Source organism: Halopseudomonas sp., from assembly GCF_047631575.1.
In the GTDB taxonomy this organism is placed as follows: Bacteria; Pseudomonadota; Gammaproteobacteria; order Pseudomonadales; family Pseudomonadaceae; genus Halopseudomonas.
Map to the genome: position 1 here is coordinate 20,147 of NZ_JBLIAB010000008.1, position 17,301 is coordinate 37,447.

The 17,301-nt window shown below is 55.7% G+C and carries 15 protein-coding genes; 10 read left to right on the top strand and 5 right to left on the bottom strand.

Translation table 11 applies throughout. The annotated features are described in order from the left end of the window. Positions 1 to 16 precede the first annotated feature (16 nt). Positions 17 to 775 (top strand): sulfite exporter TauE/SafE family protein, encoded by a 759-nt coding sequence (locus ACJAXR_RS13220; RefSeq protein WP_415058745.1) that lies wholly within the window; start codon positions 17 to 19, stop codon positions 773 to 775. Here ACJAXR_RS13220 and ACJAXR_RS13225 read toward each other — a convergent pair. Together ACJAXR_RS13225 and mnmC are read right to left on the bottom strand one after the other, a co-directional pair. Further along, positions 753 to 3,548, bottom strand: coding sequence for a 7TM diverse intracellular signaling domain-containing protein (locus ACJAXR_RS13225; protein ID WP_415058746.1), 2,796 nt, complete (start codon positions 3,546 to 3,548; stop codon positions 753 to 755). The two genes, ACJAXR_RS13220 and ACJAXR_RS13225, sit on opposite strands and share 23 nt — an antisense overlap. Positions 3,549 to 3,686: 138 nt before the next feature. Next, positions 3,687 to 5,669, bottom strand: coding sequence for a bifunctional tRNA (5-methylaminomethyl-2-thiouridine)(34)-methyltransferase MnmD/FAD-dependent 5-carboxymethylaminomethyl-2-thiouridine(34) oxidoreductase MnmC (mnmC, locus tag ACJAXR_RS13230; RefSeq protein ID WP_415058747.1), 1,983 nt, complete (start codon positions 5,667 to 5,669; stop codon positions 3,687 to 3,689). A 516-nt stretch (positions 5,670 to 6,185) separates the two neighbouring features. Here mnmC and ACJAXR_RS13235 point away from each other — a divergent pair. Both ACJAXR_RS13235 and ACJAXR_RS13240 read left to right on the top strand, forming a co-directional pair. Further along, positions 6,186 to 7,391, top strand: a complete 1,206-nt coding sequence (locus tag ACJAXR_RS13235) for an acetyl-CoA C-acetyltransferase (RefSeq protein WP_415058748.1) — start codon at positions 6,186 to 6,188, stop codon at positions 7,389 to 7,391. A gap of 10 nt (positions 7,392 to 7,401) precedes the next feature. Continuing rightward, positions 7,402 to 9,546 (top strand): 3-hydroxyacyl-CoA dehydrogenase NAD-binding domain-containing protein, encoded by a 2,145-nt coding sequence (locus ACJAXR_RS13240; protein ID WP_415058749.1) that lies wholly within the window; start codon positions 7,402 to 7,404, stop codon positions 9,544 to 9,546. Positions 9,547 to 9,549: 3 nt separating this feature from the next. Here the strand turns inward: ACJAXR_RS13240 and ACJAXR_RS13245 are convergent, their stop codons facing one another. Further along, positions 9,550 to 9,888: a 4a-hydroxytetrahydrobiopterin dehydratase gene (locus tag ACJAXR_RS13245; protein WP_415058750.1), complete on the bottom strand. Its 339-nt coding sequence runs from the start codon at positions 9,886 to 9,888 to the stop codon at positions 9,550 to 9,552. A 133-nt stretch (positions 9,889 to 10,021) separates the two neighbouring features. Here ACJAXR_RS13245 and ACJAXR_RS13250 point away from each other — a divergent pair, with 133 nt between their 5' ends. Both ACJAXR_RS13250 and ACJAXR_RS13255 read left to right on the top strand, forming a co-directional pair. Continuing rightward, a complete protein-coding gene (locus tag ACJAXR_RS13250) occupies positions 10,022 to 10,969 on the top strand; it encodes an HPP family protein (protein WP_415058751.1) in 948 nt (315 codons plus the stop codon). Between the two features lie 236 nt (positions 10,970 to 11,205). Further along, on the top strand, positions 11,206 to 12,186 hold the full coding sequence (locus tag ACJAXR_RS13255) for a DMT family transporter (RefSeq protein WP_415058816.1): 981 nt from the start codon (positions 11,206 to 11,208) through the stop codon (positions 12,184 to 12,186). Between the two features lie 60 nt (positions 12,187 to 12,246). Here ACJAXR_RS13255 and fumC read toward each other — a convergent pair whose 3' ends face one another. Then, on the bottom strand, positions 12,247 to 13,638 hold the full coding sequence (gene fumC, locus ACJAXR_RS13260; RefSeq protein WP_415058752.1) for a class II fumarate hydratase: 1,392 nt from the start codon (positions 13,636 to 13,638) through the stop codon (positions 12,247 to 12,249). Positions 13,639 to 13,658: 20 nt separating this feature from the next. Here fumC and ACJAXR_RS13265 point away from each other — a divergent pair, with 20 nt between their 5' ends. From ACJAXR_RS13265 to ACJAXR_RS13285, 5 genes are all read left to right on the top strand, one after another. After that, the gene (locus ACJAXR_RS13265) at positions 13,659 to 14,243 is read left to right on the top strand and encodes a DUF2059 domain-containing protein (RefSeq protein WP_415058753.1); all 585 of its coding nucleotides are present in this window, start codon (positions 13,659 to 13,661) and stop codon (positions 14,241 to 14,243) included. Between the two features lie 43 nt (positions 14,244 to 14,286). Continuing rightward, positions 14,287 to 14,613 carry a BolA family protein gene (locus ACJAXR_RS13270; RefSeq protein ID WP_415058754.1) on the top strand — a complete coding sequence of 109 codons (327 nt, stop codon included), beginning with the start codon at positions 14,287 to 14,289 and terminating at the stop codon, positions 14,611 to 14,613. Positions 14,614 to 14,697: 84 nt separating this feature from the next. After that, positions 14,698 to 15,639, top strand: a complete 942-nt coding sequence (locus ACJAXR_RS13275) for a rhodanese-related sulfurtransferase (RefSeq protein ID WP_415058755.1) — start codon at positions 14,698 to 14,700, stop codon at positions 15,637 to 15,639. Between the two features lie 21 nt (positions 15,640 to 15,660). Next, positions 15,661 to 16,293 (top strand): DsbA family protein, encoded by a 633-nt coding sequence (locus ACJAXR_RS13280; RefSeq protein WP_415058756.1) that lies wholly within the window; start codon positions 15,661 to 15,663, stop codon positions 16,291 to 16,293. Further along, positions 16,290 to 16,619 carry a DUF6122 family protein gene (locus tag ACJAXR_RS13285; RefSeq protein ID WP_415058757.1) on the top strand — a complete coding sequence of 110 codons (330 nt, stop codon included), beginning with the start codon at positions 16,290 to 16,292 and terminating at the stop codon, positions 16,617 to 16,619. The genes ACJAXR_RS13280 and ACJAXR_RS13285 overlap by 4 nt, the downstream gene beginning before the upstream one ends. A gap of 65 nt (positions 16,620 to 16,684) precedes the next feature. Here ACJAXR_RS13285 and ACJAXR_RS13290 read toward each other — a convergent pair whose 3' ends face one another. After that, positions 16,685 to 17,272 (bottom strand): UPF0149 family protein, encoded by a 588-nt coding sequence (locus tag ACJAXR_RS13290; RefSeq protein ID WP_415058758.1) that lies wholly within the window; start codon positions 17,270 to 17,272, stop codon positions 16,685 to 16,687. Positions 17,273 to 17,301: the final 29 nt, after the last annotated feature.

The window sequence follows — 17,301 nt, forward strand, 5'->3', positions numbered from 1 at the left end:
CAGTGCTTGATCCGATATGATTACTGATCCGTTGTTTTATCTGTGTGCCATACCCGCGGTACTTCTTTATGGCATTGCCAAGGGCGGTTTTGGCGGCAATATTGCCATTTTGTCCGTGCCGCTGATGGCACTCGTGATGTCGCCGCAGCAGGCTGCAGCCATTCTGTTGCCGATCCTGATCGCGATGGATCTCATGGCCTTACGCACTTTTCGCGGCCGCTGGGACAGGTCGAATCTTCGCATCATCCTGCCCGCATCACTGATCGGGGTTCTGTTGGGCGGGCTGATGTTTCGCGTTCTGGAAGAGGCGCACATCCAGTTGATGATTGGTGCCATTGCATTGATTTTCACGCTAAACATCTGGTTGCGCCGCGGCGATCCGCCACCCCGGGAAGCGAGCAGGTTACGAGGTAGTTTTTGGGGCATGGTGGCCGGCTTTACCAGCTTTGGTATTCACGCAGGTGGACCGCCGATCAACGTATACCTTCTACCGCAAAAGCTGGATAAAACGCTGTTGATGGGCACGATCGCGGTTTTTTTTGCGGTGGTGAATCTGGCAAAGTTGCCGGCCTATATCTATCTCGGTCAATTCGACAAGACTAACCTGCTGACCGCGCTGGTGTTACTGCCGCTGGCCCCAATCGGCGTCCGTATGGGGTTCTGGCTGTTGCAGCGCAGCAATGAGAAGCTGATCTACCAGTTGTGCTATGTATTTCTGTTTTTGACCGGTGGCCGGTTGTTTTACCAGGGTGCTACCGGTTTATACCCGGGCTGAGCAGACGGTCGATGACCGCGTACAAGGCTTGCGCCTGCAGCGGTTTGGCTAAATAGACATCCATGCCAGCCTTGGCTCCGGCCTCCCGATGGATATCTAACACGTGAGCTGTCAGTGCAACGATGGTAACGGCTGGTAGTTGAGTGCTACGTTCATAGGCGCGGATCTGACGCGTGGCTTCAAATCCGTCCATGTGTGGCATCTCCCCATCCATCAGAACCAGTTGAAAACGCTGGGCGTCGGCCTTGTACAAATGCACGGCCTCGGCTCCGTCATTTGCCAGCACAACAGTACAGTCATATCGTTCTAGCAAACCACGCACGACCATCTGGTTGACAGGATTGTCTTCAGCGACCAACACGGTTATCCGATCGACTCTGGCTTGGCGGCGGAGAGTGGCGCGCTGCGGCTCGTCTGCCTGGACCGCTTTGGAGGATCTAGTGAGTGTATCTAGTGCCTCTCTCAGGCGATCTGGCGTGACTGGCGATCGGCAAGTCGAAACTACGTTGTCATTGGTGGCGCTTTGATTGTCTGGGGTTGCCACAGAGCTCAGCAGTAGCGACGGTTGGCGGCGTTCTGCCAAGAGGGTTTCAAGGCGCGAGAGGTCGGTTGTATTCATTCCTGCGGTCGAGACTACCAGCAGACAGTCATCGGGTGGTTTCGCAAGATACTCATTTGCCAGAAGAGTCTGCACACTCAATCCCAGTCGTATTAACATTGCGCCATAGCACTCCAGTGCGGCTTGATCGCTGCCGATCAGCATGGCGAAGCCGGACAGGGGCACCTGATTTTGATTGCTCGTTGAGCCTTCGACAGTACCCAAGGAGAGCTCAAAGGAAAATGTCGAGCCTTCGTCCAAGGCGCTGGTGATTTCAATTCGGCTGCCCATAAGGGCGGCCAGTTCCTGGCTAATAGCCAGCCCAAGGCCGCTACCGCCATAGCGACGCGTGGTGCTGCTATCGGCTTGGGTGAACGAGTCGAATAGTTCGTTCTGGGTCTCTGGACCTATCCCTATACCGGTGTCTGTGACCTGAAATTGCAGTAAGCAGTATCCTTGAGTCTGGTTGTTATCACGCCGGCTTACCTGCAGTGTAACGTGACCACGACTGGTGAATTTCATACCATTACCAAGCAGGTTGAGTAGTATCTGATTGAGCCGGGTGGGGTCCCCTATCACTTTGCGTGGTACTTGCGGGTCTATACAGCAGTAGAGCTCCAGCTGCTTGGCAACGGCTTGCGCAGTAAACAGGCTGCACGTACTTGAAAGGAGCTCTTCGAGATCAAACTCGATTTGTTCGAGCTGCACATGTCCGGACTCGATACGGGCATAATCCAGGACAGCATTAATGACCGACATCAAGGTGTTGCCGGAGCTGTTGATTGTATCTACATAGAACTGCTGGGTTTGGTTTAGCGGGGTATGGTGCAACAGGTGGAGCATCCCGAGCACACCGTTCAGTGGCGTGCGTATCTCGTGGCTCATCTTCGCGAGAAAACGTCCTTTGGCGCGCGCTTCCAAGCGGGCCTGTCGGGCTTGCTCATCAGCCTTGAAACGGGCTTCCTTAAGGGTTCTAATTCGGTCAGCCAGGCCCAGCGAAAGGATAAAAAGCTCCAGACAGATGCCCAGTTTGACCCAGTCTGTGCCATAGGAAACCGCCAGTTCGTAACCTAGGGAGCCGACTGTTGACAGCATCAGGGAGCCAAGCAAAACACTCCATGCCAGAGTGTAATACAAGCCATAACGAAATCCCTGACGCCAGACGTAAATGCCGGTTGCCAGCAGAATTGCGGAGGTACTCAACACGAATAAACTGGCTAGGAGGTTATAGGCTGCTAAACCGATTAGCGGAAAACTCAGCAGTGTGATGGCCACCAAAATGATCACACTCAAGAGCAGTCGATCAATTCGGTGAAAATGCGCGGCGGTGTGCAAGAAGTGTCTGCTGAACTGAGTAGCGACAATACAGTGCAAAAACATCAGGCTGTAGATTGAGCCCGACTGGATGCCGATGCTCATTGGCAGCCATTTCCATAGCAACCCATCGAAGGCTGCCATAAATAGAAGCATGTTCAGAGTGTATATCAGGTACCAGAAATAACTGGTTTCGCGTAGTGACGCGAACAGGAACAAGTTGTAGGCGAACAGACCAAGTAAAACGCCATAGAACACACCATGGGCCAGTGAACTGATTTCCAGTCGTGCGGCTGCGGCCGGCCAGGTCGCAAAGTACAGCGGGACGAAAACGGTGCTACTGGATTCAACACGCACATAAATCCGGTTGATACCGGAGGGCAAAGAAATAGTCAGCCAGGGGTTGCGTACCTGCAAAGGTCGTTCTTCAAGCAGCAGATGATCGCCGCTTTTCTGGTGGTGCATTCTGCGTTGCGGGTCGATATGGAATAGCTCGACGCGGTCCAGGATCGGGTAGTTGATCTCCAAAACGCCATCGAGCGCTTGCTCTGTGCGGTTATCCAGCAGAACCGTCAGCCACCAGGCTGATGTGTTCTTGCCCTTGTTGATATGAGTGCCTGTAACGGGTTGCCAGGGCAGGTTTGCATCGTCACCCAGTTGGCTGACAACGTATTGCTGTTGGGGGTCTTCGAGCACCAGAGCATGCCTGGCAAGGTTGAGGCGAACGTTTGCCTTGTCGAGCACGACGATAGCGCCCGGCGCGGTCGGTTTTCCGTGCACTGCATTGTCTAGCGCGCTGACCTGTGCCGGCAACAGCAGCAAGTACATACAACAAATAAGCAGCCATCGTAACGAAAACATTGGATGCATGCCTTGGGGCGCCGCCGGTTCTTCGGTTTGTTCTATCGACGGGCTTTACTGAATGCTAGCACAGCAATGGTAGAAACGTGTACAGGCTGAAAGTGGCGCAGGTCGGGGGAGAAAAGCTCAGGAGTAGGCTCAGGTACCACGGATCAACTGGCGGAGTAAAAAGCGGTTTGGATGGACTGCTTTCATTAGGTCAGAGGGTAATGGCATCGGTTCATTCTCGAGTAAGGCCGCAATAATCTCACCACTGAGCGGACAGCTTATCAGTCCCCGTGAACCATGTGCCGCATTGATGTAAAGACCTGTATGCCAGGGTGATGGTGTATCGGGTCTTTTCGATGCGTCCTTCGCAAGCGCCGCATAATCCTCACGGAATTGTTCGGCTTGAACGACCGGTCCAATAAGGGGTAAATAGTCAGGTGTAGTACAGCGCAGGGCAGCTCTCGCCTTGAGAGTCGCTGGATCCAGCTGACCATCACCGGCCAGAGCCTCTTCAAATTCAGGTGAGAGGCTGGAGAGTAACGCCAGGTTACTGACATTCTCCTCCACACTGGGTTCGGTATCAGAGCGGTCAAAGCGAAAGCTGGCGCCAAGGAAGTGCTCCTCACCGCGCGCCGGCGATACGTACCCATCGCCACACAGTACGCTGCGTAAAGCCTGGCTTTGAGCATTTGCGCGCAGGTGGGTTATCTGGCCGCGTATGGTCTTCAGGGGTAGGTGGGCGGTCTGCGTAAAACGCTGGCTGTCCCCTGCGCTGCAAATAATGGCAATAGCAGCGTCAGCGATTGTCTGACCTTGTTCATCGATTGCATGCCAGCGCGCGTCACGCTGTTGCAGCGTCAACGCTTCCTGACAGGTTGACAGCGTGATGCCGGCCTTTAGCAGTAGAGCTCTACAGAAAGCGGGTGGGTTGACCCAGCCCCCCTCGGGAAAGAACAGGCCGCCGTTAGCAACCTTCACGCCGGCAATCCGACTTGCCTCTCCACTGTTCACGCCATACAGAAAGTTTGCTGGGTACCCCTGTGTAGCCAGGGCCTGCAAGCGGGTTTGCTCTTTGGCATTACCGCTGAGTTGCAGCACCCCACAGGCTGCCCAGCCATCACCGTCCTGCGCAAGGAGCTGGTGCAGAATGCGCAGACTGTAGGCGTAGCTGGTTTGGACAAAACGCGAGAGGGGGGTCTGGTGGGGCGACAGTTTGCAGTAGAGAATGCCTTGAGGGTTGCCTGATGCCTCCCGGGCTTCACCGGCATGGCGCTCTATAACGGTTACCGCCCAGCCCCGTTGAGCCAAGGCAAACGCCGTACTGCAGCCGGCTAGTCCTGCGCCAATGATCAGCGCCCGGCGCTCACGGATGAGCGCCGGCGGTCGATTAAACCACGGAGGTGTCCAGTCACGTGCGGCCAGGGTATCGATTCGGCCGGTGAGCAACTCACGTTTGCCGTCATGTGCTTTTACAGTTTCCAGCTTGAATCCAGCATCAGTCAGGCCTTGACGTACGTCTTCTGCGCTGGTGAACGTGGCGATAGTGGTGCCTGGCCGAGCCAACCGAGCCATCTGCCGGTAGAGTGCGGATTGCCACATGTCAGGGTTTTTTGCCGGGGCAAAACCATCCAGAAACCAGGCATCAACTTTGGCGTCGAGGTACGGCAATAATTGGAGTGCATCGCCAATCATCAACGTCAGCGTGATCCGGCCGTTAGCAAGGACGAAGTGTTGCCAGCCGGGTGCAGGCGAGGTGTATTGCTCGAGTAGTTGCGTGGACCATGGAGTCAATTCGGGCCATAACCCATGGGCGCGTTGCAGATCAGTAGCGCTGAGGGGGGATATTTCGACACTGACGAAATGCAGTCGGGCGTCAGCTGGCGCCATACGGTCCCAGAGTTGCCACGCGCAGAGAAAATTCAAACCCGTACCAAAACCCGTTTCCGCGATGCAGAACCTGTCGCCCGCGAGCAATGTCTGCCATCGCTGCTCTAGCTGATTGTGCCGCAGAAAAACGTCCCTGCTTTCATCCATGCCGTCATCGCGAGAATAATAGATATCGCCGAAATGCTCAGAGATAGGTCGTCCGTCTTCGGTCCAGTTCAGCTGGGCAAGGGGGTAAGGCAAGTTCACGTGAGCTCCAATGACCCAGGGATGTGTGCGTCATTGTACTGCTAAGCAGCTGGAGAAAAGCGTAAAACCACCCTGTCAGGCAGCGCCACCCCAGTTGATGTTGGGCAGGATCAACAGCAGCCAGGTGGCTGCGAATACCAGGCCGACTGATGAAAACCGTGTTCTGATCGGCTTTTTCATGGCAAGCGCCTTCTTGGTTCGTTTATTTTTGTTATGCGCAGTGGTGAGCATCGCAATGCGCTATGGCGGCGCCACTTAATGTCTGCAGCGCTATTGTGACTTGATGATAGATGCTCTGGCAATGCTGCATTAGACCAATTGGCTACATGCATTACAGGGCAAGTCGCGAACGGCTATGTATATGAAATCAAAGTGACATCTTTTTCGGGTACGCGTGGGTTGCGAGGCCCACGAGCACAACGGCGCAAGCTTTGGTCAGCGCGATTGAGCGTTTTGGTCATTGTTCCGATACCTCTGAAAGGTAGGGTAGTTATATGGCCCTATTGGAGAGACCTGATGACTGAGGCGATGATTTTTGATGCGGTGCGCACGCCCCGCGGCAAGGGACGTAAGGACGGGTCGCTGTATAGCGTCAAGCCCGTTAACTTAATGGCCGGATTGCTGCGCACTTTACAGCAGCGCAACGATCTGGATACCAGTCAGGTGGATGATATCGTTCTGGGCTGTGTCACGCCGGTGGGTGATCAGGGCGCCGATATTGCCAAGACCGCCGCGCTGGCGGCGGACTGGGACGACTGCGTCGCGGGTGTGCAGATCAATCGCTTCTGCGCATCAGGTCTTGAGGCAGTGAACCTATGCGCCATGAAGGTTCGCTCAGGATTTGAAGATCTGGTCGTGGCAGGCGGGGTGGAGTCCATGTCGCGGGTGCCGATGGGCTCCGATGGGGGTGCCTGGGCGATGGATCCCGAGGTCAATATGCATACCCGCTTTGTGCCCCAGGGCATCGGCGCAGATCTGATTGCCACACTGGAAGGCTTCAGCCGTGAGGATGTCGATGCCTTTGCCTTGCGCTCGCAGCACAAAGCCGCCCGTGCCCGAGCCGAGCACGCTTTTGCGCGAACGCTGGTACCTGTTACTGATCAAAATGGCATTATGTTACTGGACAACGACGAGTTTATCCGCCCTGACAGCACACTGGTCGGCTTGGGTGCCCTGAAACCGAGCTTTGAGGCGATGGGTCGGATGGGTTTCGATGCCTCGGCTCTACAGCGTTATCCGCAGGTCGAACGTATCCATCACGTGCATACGCCGGGTAACAGCTCGGGAATCGTCGATGGTGCGGTTGCTATGCTGATTGGCTCCCAAGCAAAGGGTGAGGCATTGGGTCTTACTGCGCGAGGGCGCATCGTAGCGACCGCTGTGACCAGTACCGATCCGACCATCATGCTTACGGGTCCGGCACCTGCGACCCGTAAGGTGTTGGCGCGGGCGGGGATGACGATCGACGAAATTGATCTGTTTGAAGTGAACGAGGCGTTTGCATCCGTCGTCATGCGTTTCATGCGCGAGATGCAGGTCCCCGAGGGGAAAATCAACGTCAACGGCGGCAGTATTGCAATGGGCCATCCATTGGGCGCCACGGGCTGCATCATCCTCGCTACGCTGCTCGACGAACTGGAGCGGCGCAATCTGCGTTACGGCCTGGCCACGCTTTGCGTTGGCGGCGGTATGGGTATCGCTACCATCATCGAACGCGTCTGAGGAGATGAACATGACCGATGCTATTCGTTACGACAAAGGCCTGGACGGCATTGTTATCCTGACCATGGATATGCCTGGCCAGAGCGCCAATACCATGAACGCAAGCTACCGCCACGCCATGGCTGAAACGGTAGAGCGATTGGAAAATGAACGCGACAGTATTGCAGGCGTTATCGTAACTTCGGCCAAGAAAACCTTCTTTGCCGGTGGCGACTTGAATGAGCTGGTCAAGGTAACGCCCGCCGATGCCGATTCGTTTTATTACATGGTGCTGGGTATCAAAGCGCAATTGCGCAGGCTGGAAACCCTGGGCAAACCGGTTGTAGCCGCCATCAACGGGGCTGCACTGGGAGGTGGTTGGGAGCTGGCGCTGGCTTGCCATTACCGTATTGCAATGGATCACCCGTCCGTTCAGCTGGGGTTGCCCGAGGTGACTCTCGGATTATTGCCCGGCGGAGGTGGGATTGTGCGCATGGTGCGATTGCTCGGCGTAGAGAAGGCTTTGCCTTATCTGGTCGAAGGCAAGCAGGTGCGGCCGGCCGAGGCGCTGGAAGCCGGATTGATTCATGCCTTGGCGAGCGATCGCGACGATATGCTGGCCCGTGCCCGCACCTGGATCTTGGGTGCGCCAGTTGCCGCGCAGCCCTGGGACCTTAAAGGATACAGGATGCCGGGTGGAACCCCGAACAGTCCCTCCCTGGCGCAGATGTTACCGATAGCGCCTTCGGTACTGCGCAGCAAAACCCACGGCTGTTTGCCCGCCCCAGAGAAAATATTGTGCGCTGCGGTTGAGGGCGCGCAGGTCGATTTCGATACTGCCCAGATTATTGAGACGCGTTATTTCACCGAGCTTGCAACCGGACAGGTGGCGAAAAATCTGATCGGCACCTTTTGGTTTCAGCTCAATCAGATCAAGGCGGGTGGCTCTCGGCCGCAGGGCTTCGAGACGCGTCATATCCGCAAAGTGGGAGTGTTGGGTGCGGGCATGATGGGCGCCGGTATTGGCTATGTGTCGGCTGTTGCGGGTATTGAGGTGGTACTCAAGGATGTTTCGCAGGAAGCGGCAGACAAGGGCAAGGCTTATTCAGCAACATTGCTGGAAAAGAAAGTCGCTCGCGGTCAAATGCAGACGGAGAAGCGTGAGGCCATATTGGCGCGGATAAAGCCTACTATCGACGATGCGGATTTTTCTGGCTGCGATCTGATTATTGAAGCCGTGTTTGAGGATCGTGAACTCAAAGCAAAGGTTACCCGGGCGGCCGAGCAGCACGCACTACCCGACGCGGTTATCGCTTCGAATACCTCTACTCTGCCCATTAGTGGACTGGCGGGTGCGGTCAAACAGCCCCAGCGTTTCATCGGTCTGCATTTTTTCAGCCCAGTGGACAAGATGCCTTTGGTGGAAATAATCAAGGGCAGTCAGACCGACGATGAAACCCTGGCGCGCGCATTTGATTTTGTCATGCAGATCAACAAGACGCCGATTGTGGTCAATGACAGTCGTGGTTTCTTTACCTCGCGGGTATTCAGTACTTTTACCAGTGAAGGCATCGCGATGCTGGGTGAGGGTGTACCGGCGGCACTGATCGAAAACGTGGCGCGTCAATCAGGCATGCCGGTTGGACCACTGGCCGTATCGGATGAGGTCTCCATGGGGCTGATGAGCCACATTCGCGAGCAGACACGCAAGGACCTAGCGGCCGAGGGCAAGCCACTTCAGGAACATCCTGCCTTTGCTGTGATAAGCCGAATGGTTGACGAGTTCAAGCGTCCCGGCAAGTCCGCCGGCAAGGGTTTCTATGATTATCCTGCCAGCGCTAAAAAATACCTGTGGCCTGATCTGAGCGGACACTTCGGACAAAGTGGCGTGTCGATACCGATAGAAGACGTGCGCGACAGGTTGCTTTTCGCACAGGCCATCGAAACGGTGCGTTGCCTTGAGGAAAACGTATTGCTATCGACTGCAGACGCGAACATTGGCTCGATTTTCGGCATCGGCTTCGCTGCCTGGACCGGAGGTGCTCTGCAGTACATCAACCAGTATGGCGTATCGGTGTTTGTGGCTCGGGCCCGGTATTTGGCCGAGCAATATGGCGAACGTTTCACGCCTCCGGCCCTTTTGATGCAGAAGGAAGCCGACGGCGCGCTGTTCTGAGCCTCAGCTTTTCAGTCTTTCGGTCCTGGCGGCCATGATCAGGTCGTTGCGATGGACGCCGCCCAGGTCGTGGCTCCACCAGGTGACGGTGACCTTGCCCCACTCGGTCAGCAATGCCGGGTGGTGGCCGACGTCTTCAGCTAATGCGCCCACCTGATTTGTGAAGGTGAGTGCTTGCTGAAAGTCTTTGAATTGATATGTTTTTTCCGCCCGACTCACGTCATCAATGCTGATCAGGGACCAGCCTTCCAAACTCTCCAGAAGCGTCTGAGCATCATTTTCAGCGAGAATTTTTGCACCCTGTTTTGATCTGTCGAGCGACTCTGTAGCTAATGTACCCATGCCATTCTCCTTTATGCGATGTTCAAACCCAAGCATAGCAGTCGTGGTCGTCAACCGGTTGCGGGCTGTGACCGACAATGTGACAGAGAGTATCATTGCTTCTTTTCGCCCATTGCATCAGGAGACAGCCTAAATGAGGCAGCGGTGGTTTAGCAGGAGCCTGAACTTTATCGGCTGGCGACCTGATAGCACCAGCCATCAGGAAAAGCTGTTGTCGGCGGTAGGTGCGATCTTGTCGTTGATGCTGGTGTACTGGATTACGCATCTGGGCATAGCCGGTGACGGAGCACTCTGGGTGACCGGGTCGATGGGGGCGAGTGCGGTGCTGGTCTTTGCGATTCCGCATGGCACGCTGTCTCAGCCGTGGTCGGTGGTCGGCGGGCAGGTTATTTCCGCCAGCTTTGGTGTTGCCTGCGTGCTCTGGTTGCCGGCGGTTCCCTGGGTAGCTGCATTGGCTGTGGGTGGGAGCATCATGCTGATGATGTATGCACGTTGCCTGCACCCGCCAGGTGGTGCCACTGCGATGATTGTTGTGCTCGGAGGACCAGCAGTAGAGCAGGCCGGCTTCAATTTTGTGCTGTATCCCATCTTGCTGGATGCACTGGTCATCGTTGCTACGGCTATTGTATTCAACAGTCTTTTTGACTGGCGCCGCTATCCGCTGGCGCTCGCTAGAGCAGAGCCCGGCAAGCTGACTGGTATCGCACCGGAAGATTTCCACCATGCGTTGCGCGAAATGAATTCGTATGTGGATATTCAGTTCGACGACCTGCTCAAGCTGGTAGAGCTGGCCAACTCCCATGCCAAAAGCAAGCGTGTTGCCGAAGAAGACCTCAAGGTGGGAGGTTTCTACAGTAATGGTATGCCCGGTAACAATTGGTCAGTGCGCGAAGTGGTACAGATCGTTGCTCGGCGTCCGGGCCGGCCGGGTAGGGTTCGTTATCGGACGATTCAGGGGTTGGGTGAGGGCGGAACGGGGATCAGTCGCCTGTCCGAGTTTGTTCGTTGGGCGCGCTATGCTGTTGAGCAGGACGACACAGGTTGGCATCGCCTGCGTGACAGCGAGCTATCGCCGGATTGATGCTACAGACTATGGTGCCATAGCCAGTATTACGAGTATGGGTGCAATACCACTTTTTGTTCGTTCTTGCTCTTCCTTTAGCTTCTGCCCGCGAGGGCGCAGCTGTTTTTTTGCCAGGGGAAGGGGCTTGCGCGTAACAGTTCAAGCTTCAAGTCTTCATCAGCTGTAGCTGTGTGCCGGACACGGTGCGGCAGTAGAATATGACTACCTTCCCCCCTCCCTGTTTCGAGTTTTCCATGCACGTCTCGTCTGGTCGCTGGTTGTACGGTTTTTTGTTGGCAATGATTACCACTGTTCTCTGGGCTGTTTTGCCTATCATGCTCAAAGAAGTGCTCAAGGGGATGGATCCCTACACAGTTACCTGGTATCGGCTGTTTACGGCGGGAGTAGTGCTGTTTGTCTGGTTGGCCTGGAAGCGCAGGCTGCCTTCGATCCTTGCCTTGTCGACGACCAATCGCTGGTTGCTGGTGGTCGCTATCCTGGGTCTGACGTTTAATTACGTCCTTTATCTTATGGGCTTGAGCCGGCTGACACCGGGCACCATGCAGCTGATGATCCAGGTCGCACCGGTTATGTTGATGCTGGGCAGCATGTGGGTTTTTCGTGAGCGTTTTGGTATTGGTCAGTTGATCGGCTTGATGGTTCTGTTGGTGGGGTTCGTGCTGTTTTTTAATCAACGTCTCGACGAACTGTTTACCCAGATGACTAGTTATACGCTGGGCATTCTGATTACCCTTGGGGCGGCGCTGACCTGGGCGCTGTATGGTTTAGCGCAGAAGCAGCTTTTAACTATCTGGTCGTCGATCACGGTCATGATGGTGATCTATCTGGCTTGCTCTGCGCTGCTGCTACCCTTGGCCAATCCCGGTAGCATCTTGCACGTGACCACGCTTCAGTTCTGGTTGTTGGTTGGCTGTTGCTTGAATACGCTGGTGGCGTATGGAGCTTTTGCTGAGGCACTGGTGCACTGGGAAGCTTCGCGCGTAAGCGCAACGATTGCGACAACGCCGCTGTTTACTTTTGCGATGGTGGCGGTGGGCTCAATGCTTTGGCCGACAGTGATCAAACCGGAACTACTGAACAATCTGGCCTATCTGGGCGCCTTGCTGGTCGTCAGCGGCTCGGCGTTAGTAGCGCTGGCGCCGAGTCTGATCCAAAAGCTCAGGAACCGCCGTCTTCGCCGTCTCGCCATCACGCCGCCACCGGCAAGCGTCTGATTTAGCTGGTAAGAGCGCCGGCCCCGGCGCTAAGGGTTACAGAGCATGAACGCGACAATATTAGCTATGCTTGCCTACCATTTGCTCTGGCTTGACCGTTTTATCGAAGGCGGCTGCATCCAGATAGCCGAGGGCCAAGGCGGCCTGCTTGAGCGTTGTGCCTTCGGTGTATGCCTTCTTGGCGATGTCTGCCGCTTTGTCATAGCCAATCACCGGGTTTAGCGCTGTGACCAGCATCAGGCTGTTGTCCAGATGCTCACGCATCCGTTGGTTGTCCGGCTCCATACCCTCCACGCAATGTTCGCAAAAACTGTTGCAGCCATCGGTGAGCAGCCGTATGGATTGCAGCAGGGTATGGATGATGACTGGTTTGAATACATTCAGCTGCAGATGGCCGCTGCTGGCCGCAATGCCTAGAGTCACATCGTTGCCCTGAACCTGACACGCGATCATCGACAGCGCCTCGCACTGGGTTGGGTTGACCTTGCCGGGCATGATTGAGCTACCTGGTTCGTTGGCCGGCAAGCGGACCTCGGCGAGCCCGGCCCGTGGACCGCTGCCCAGCAGTCGCAGGTCGTTGGCCAGCTTCATCAATGTGGCAGCCAGTTGCTTGCAGGCGCCATGCAACTGGATCAAAGGTTCATGACCGCTGAGTGCGGCAAACTTGTTTCCGGCGCTGGTGAAGGGTAAACCGGTCAATCGTGCAACTTCTTCGGCGACCCCAGTGGCGAAACCGGGCGGCGTATTCAGTCCGGTGCCCACTGCTGTGCCGCCCTGGGCGAGGGCACACACATTGGGTAATGCCTGCTCCAGTGCTTGCAGGCCCATATCGAGCTGGGCGACGAAGGCCGACAATTCCTGGCCGAAGGTGACCGGTGTCGCATCCATCATGTGGGTGCGGCCGATCTTGATTAGATGGGCATATTGGTGCGCCTGCCGGTTCAATGATTCACGCAGTTTACGCACGGCGGGGATCAGTTTTTTTTGAGTCTGTATGACGGCTGCGATATGCATCGCGCTGGGGAAAGTATCGTTTGAGCTCTGGGATTTATTCACGTGATCATTGGGGTGCACCGGTTGTTTTCCACCGAGTGGCCCACCGGCCAGCTCGTTGGCCCGCCCGGCAATGACTTCATTGGCGTTCATGTTGCTTTGGGTACCGCTACCGGTCTGCCAGACGGACAGGGGGAAATGATCGTCCAGACGGCCCTCTGCAACATCGTCAGCGGCCTGCTCTATTAGAGTGGTGGTTGCGTCGTCCAGATTCCCTAGTGTGTGATTGACGCGAGCAGCTGCCTTCTTCAGTAACGCTAGTGCGTGGACGACAGCGAGAGGGATCCGTTCCTCGCCAATCGCGAAGTAATGCAGCGAGCGCTGGGTCTGGGCGCCCCAGTATCGGTCGGCAGGGACCTCGATCTCGCCCATGCTGTCCGTTTCGATGCGTGTGCTCATGTTGATCCTCCGAGTAGTCAATGCAAGTGATGACTGTCAGTATAGAAGCTGGATTTCATATTCCCGGAGAAACCAGTAGATCCATGCGTATTCATTTGTTGCCGCTGCTGTGTTGGCTGCTGCTGGGCGGTGTTGGAATAACCAACTCGGTGATGGCTGACGAAACATCGCATCGTGCCAGTGCCGAGCGGTTTCTCAAACTCGCTAATGCAGAGAGCATGACCGCACCGGTGTATGACCAGGTAGAAAGGCTGATTACCGCGCATTTCTCGCAAATGGGTGGATCCATGCAGTACGAATCGGTTCTGCGTCGTTACCAGCAACAGGCCCGCCAGATGCTGGATCAAGAACTCGCCTGGGATGCACTGCGTGACGAATTAGTGGATCTGTATTTGCCGTTGTTCAGTGAGGAAGAGTTCGAGCAGCTGGCACAATTTTATCAATCACCAGCCGGCCGCAAGCTGATGAAGTATCTGCCGCAGCTCACCCGCGAATCCATGGCCATCAGCAGCGTTCGGGTCAAGGAATATATTGAACCCGGAATACAGGGGTTGCTGGAACGAATGACAGAAGAAATTGAGGCTCGCCAACAGGGTCTGCGCTAGCGCTTTGCGCATTATTTTATCAACTGAGTACAACGGAGAGATCATGGGCGATATTCAGAACGCGCTTCACCAGGCAATGCAAAGTCTGCAGCCGGTTCACCTCGAATTGGTCAATGAAAGTTTCATGCACAGCGTGCCGCCCGGTTCAGAGTCGCATTTCAAAGCGGTGATAGTCAGTGACGAGTTTGCCAGTCTGAATGCCGTCAAGCGTCATCAGGCGGTATATCGCAGCCTGGGCGATCTGATGTCGAGTATCCACGCGCTCGCGTTGCATACGTACACGCCGGCCGAATGGAATGCCCGCGAGCAGGCGCCGGACTCGCCCAATTGCCTGGGGGGCGGCAATACTGACGCCAAGGCAAACCCCTGACGCAGCTGTCGGCCTCTGTTAGAATCAGCCGGCGAAAATGGTGCGCCCTTTACGGGGGCGATAACTGAATACAGAGGTATGTTCATGTCCCGGATTGTTGTGGTGGCGTTGTACAAGTTCGTCACCTTGGAAGATTATCAGGCGTTGCGCCAGCCTTTGCTGGATACCATGCTGGCCAATGGCGTCAAAGGTACTTTGTTGCTGGCGTGGGAGGGCATCAACGGCACTATTGCCGGTCCGCGAGAAGGCATGGATGCGGTGCTCACCTGGTTGCGCAGTGATGCCCGCTTGAGTGACCTCGATCACAAGGAATCGCTATGCGCTGACATGCCGTTTTACCGCACCAAGGTCAAGTTGAAGAAAGAAATCGTGACTATCGGCGTCGAGGGCGTCTGTCCCAACGAGACGGTCGGGACCTATGTCGAGCCTACCGACTGGAACGCGCTGATCAGCGATCCCGAGGTGCTATTGATCGATACCCGTAATGACTATGAAGTCTCCATCGGTACTTTTGAGGGCGCGATTGATCCAAAAACCCAGAGCTTTCGCGAATTCCCCGAGTACGTAAAGGCTCATTACGACCCGGAAAAGCACAAGAAAGTAGCGATGTTCTGCACCGGTGGCATTCGTTGCGAGAAGGCCTCTAGCTTTATGCTTCAACAGGGCTTCGATGAGGTATTTCACCTCAAAGGCGGGATTCTCAAGTACTTCGAAGAGGTTCCGGCTGAGCAAAGCCGCTGGAATGGTGAGTGTTTCGTATTCGATAACCGAGTCACTGTCAGGCATGATCTTGCACCCGGTTCCTTTGATCAGTGCCACGCCTGCCGTCATCCGATATCTGCAGAAGAAAAAGCCTCCCCGCACTACGAAGAGGGCGTCAGCTGTCCACGCTGCTATGACAGCCTGCCAGAGAAGAGCCGGCGTCGTGCCGAAGAGCGTCAGCGTCAGGTGAAACTGGCAAAGCTGCGCAATCAGCCGCACCCGATTGGGCAACAACAGACACAGACCACGCCCGATATCACCTGAGATGACCCAACGGAGAGGCTCATGGCCCAGCGCCTGCTATACGTAATGGATCCAATGTGTTCCTGGTGCTGGGGTTTCGCGCCCGTTGTTGATCAGATCCGGCTTGATTATCCGGACCTGCCAATTCATCTCGTGGTGGGGGGGTTGCGACCAGGCGCAAGCTCGCCCCTCGACGACGCGGCCAGGTCGGCACTGACAGAGCATTGGGAGGCCGTTACGATCGCGTCCGGACAGCCCTTTCTTACCCCAGACGACTTGCCCGTTGGATTTGTGTATAACACCGAACCTGCTTGCAGGGCATTGGTGGCGGGCCGGGTGTTGGATGCGAGCAAGTTATGGACATTGGTTCGCGGGATCCAGTATGCATTTCACGCCGAGGCGGTCGATGTAAGTCAGACGTTGGCTCTAATTGATCTCGCTGAGCAGGCCGGTTATCGGCGCAAAGCTTTCGGTGCGCATTTCGATGCGCAATTGACCCGCGCGGCCATTGCGACCGATTTTTCCTGGTCTCGCGACCTGGGCATTGCGGGTTTTCCGACCTTGCTGGCTGAGCGCGAAGGCCAGCTGGCTCTGTTGGCTAATGGTTATCAATCGTCGGGCGATGTATTGCCATTGCTGCAGCGCTGGGTGACCGTCGGCAAGGGTTCGGCATGACGCTTACCCTGATTTTTCATCTGGCGCTGCACGCACTCGTACCGCTGGTGATCGCGTTGGTGTTCTTTCGTGATCAGTGGCAAAAGGCTTGGCTAATAATGCTGGCGACCATGCTTGTCGATCTAGATCACTTATTGGCTGATCCCATTTTCGCAGCGGATCGTTGTTCAATTGGCTTTCATCCCTTGCATACCTATACGGCGATCACGGGTTATCTGCTGATGACGCTCTGGCGTCCGCTTCGGCTGGTGGGTGTCGGCCTGCTGATACATATGGTGGTCGATGCCAGTGATTGCTGGCGAATGGCGGGTTTTGCCGGTTTCTGAGTGGGTAAATACCGGAAATGAAAAAGGGCCTGACAAGACAGGCCCTTTTTCTCAACTGTTACCCGTTAGTGGCGCGACAGCAATGCCGGCTTTGGTTTGTCTTCAGGGGCATGGAAGAGCAGAAAGAGCTGGGTCAGAATTTCTGGTATGTGCTGCATCATATCGTCGACCATGTCTGCATCCTGGGACATTTCGGCAAACTCGGGCTGGTCTTCGAACAATCCGGAACCGACCATGATGGGTAGCAGTAACTCGCTGACAGTTTCTTCGTCCTTGTCGAACCAGTCTTCCTCGCGCAGGAAGACACCTTCCAGAAAACCGATACACCAGCTACGCAGATCCGACAGATCGGGCTCGTCACCCAGACTCAGGTCACAGGGTGGCTCAAGATCCTCATCGCTGGCGAGTTCGCGTGCAATCTGGGTCTTTAATGCACGCAAGCCGGCCTCAATATCAGTTTTTTGTGCGTCACCCTGATAATTAGGCGTTTCGGAGAAGAGCTCGGTGATCCACTCCTCTTCGGGTACGTCTATTGGACTGATGCACAGCGCGGCGAGATACCCGTGTGTGGCCAGGTAGTCCAGTGCTTCATCGTGCAGGTCGTCGGCATCAAGAAATTCCTGCAGGCGCTCGAGTTGGTCGGCGAAGGACATGGGACACCTCATAGTGGATAATGCGAGCA

Bases quoted from the DNA above. Each gene is read 5' to 3' on its own strand.
- ACJAXR_RS13220 (WP_415058745.1), top strand. From the start codon at position 17: ATGATTACTGATCCGTTGTTTTATCTGTGTGCCATACCCGCGGTACTT.
- ACJAXR_RS13225 (WP_415058746.1), bottom strand. From the start codon at position 3,548: ATGTTTTCGTTACGATGGCTGCTTATTTGTTGTATGTACTTGCTGCTG.
- ACJAXR_RS13235 (WP_415058748.1), top strand. From the start codon at position 6,186: ATGACTGAGGCGATGATTTTTGATGCGGTGCGCACGCCCCGCGGCAAG.
- ACJAXR_RS13240 (WP_415058749.1), top strand. From the start codon at position 7,402: ATGACCGATGCTATTCGTTACGACAAAGGCCTGGACGGCATTGTTATC.
- ACJAXR_RS13245 (WP_415058750.1), bottom strand. From the start codon at position 9,888: ATGGGTACATTAGCTACAGAGTCGCTCGACAGATCAAAACAGGGTGCA.
- ACJAXR_RS13250 (WP_415058751.1), top strand. From the start codon at position 10,022: ATGAGGCAGCGGTGGTTTAGCAGGAGCCTGAACTTTATCGGCTGGCGA.
- ACJAXR_RS13255 (WP_415058816.1), top strand. From the start codon at position 11,206: ATGCACGTCTCGTCTGGTCGCTGGTTGTACGGTTTTTTGTTGGCAATG.
- fumC (WP_415058752.1), bottom strand. From the start codon at position 13,638: ATGAGCACACGCATCGAAACGGACAGCATGGGCGAGATCGAGGTCCCT.
- ACJAXR_RS13265 (WP_415058753.1), top strand. From the start codon at position 13,659: ATGCAAGTGATGACTGTCAGTATAGAAGCTGGATTTCATATTCCCGGA.
- ACJAXR_RS13270 (WP_415058754.1), top strand. From the start codon at position 14,287: ATGGGCGATATTCAGAACGCGCTTCACCAGGCAATGCAAAGTCTGCAG.
- ACJAXR_RS13275 (WP_415058755.1), top strand. From the start codon at position 14,698: ATGTCCCGGATTGTTGTGGTGGCGTTGTACAAGTTCGTCACCTTGGAA.
- ACJAXR_RS13280 (WP_415058756.1), top strand. From the start codon at position 15,661: ATGGCCCAGCGCCTGCTATACGTAATGGATCCAATGTGTTCCTGGTGC.
- ACJAXR_RS13285 (WP_415058757.1), top strand. From the start codon at position 16,290: ATGACGCTTACCCTGATTTTTCATCTGGCGCTGCACGCACTCGTACCG.
- ACJAXR_RS13290 (WP_415058758.1), bottom strand. From the start codon at position 17,272: ATGTCCTTCGCCGACCAACTCGAGCGCCTGCAGGAATTTCTTGATGCC.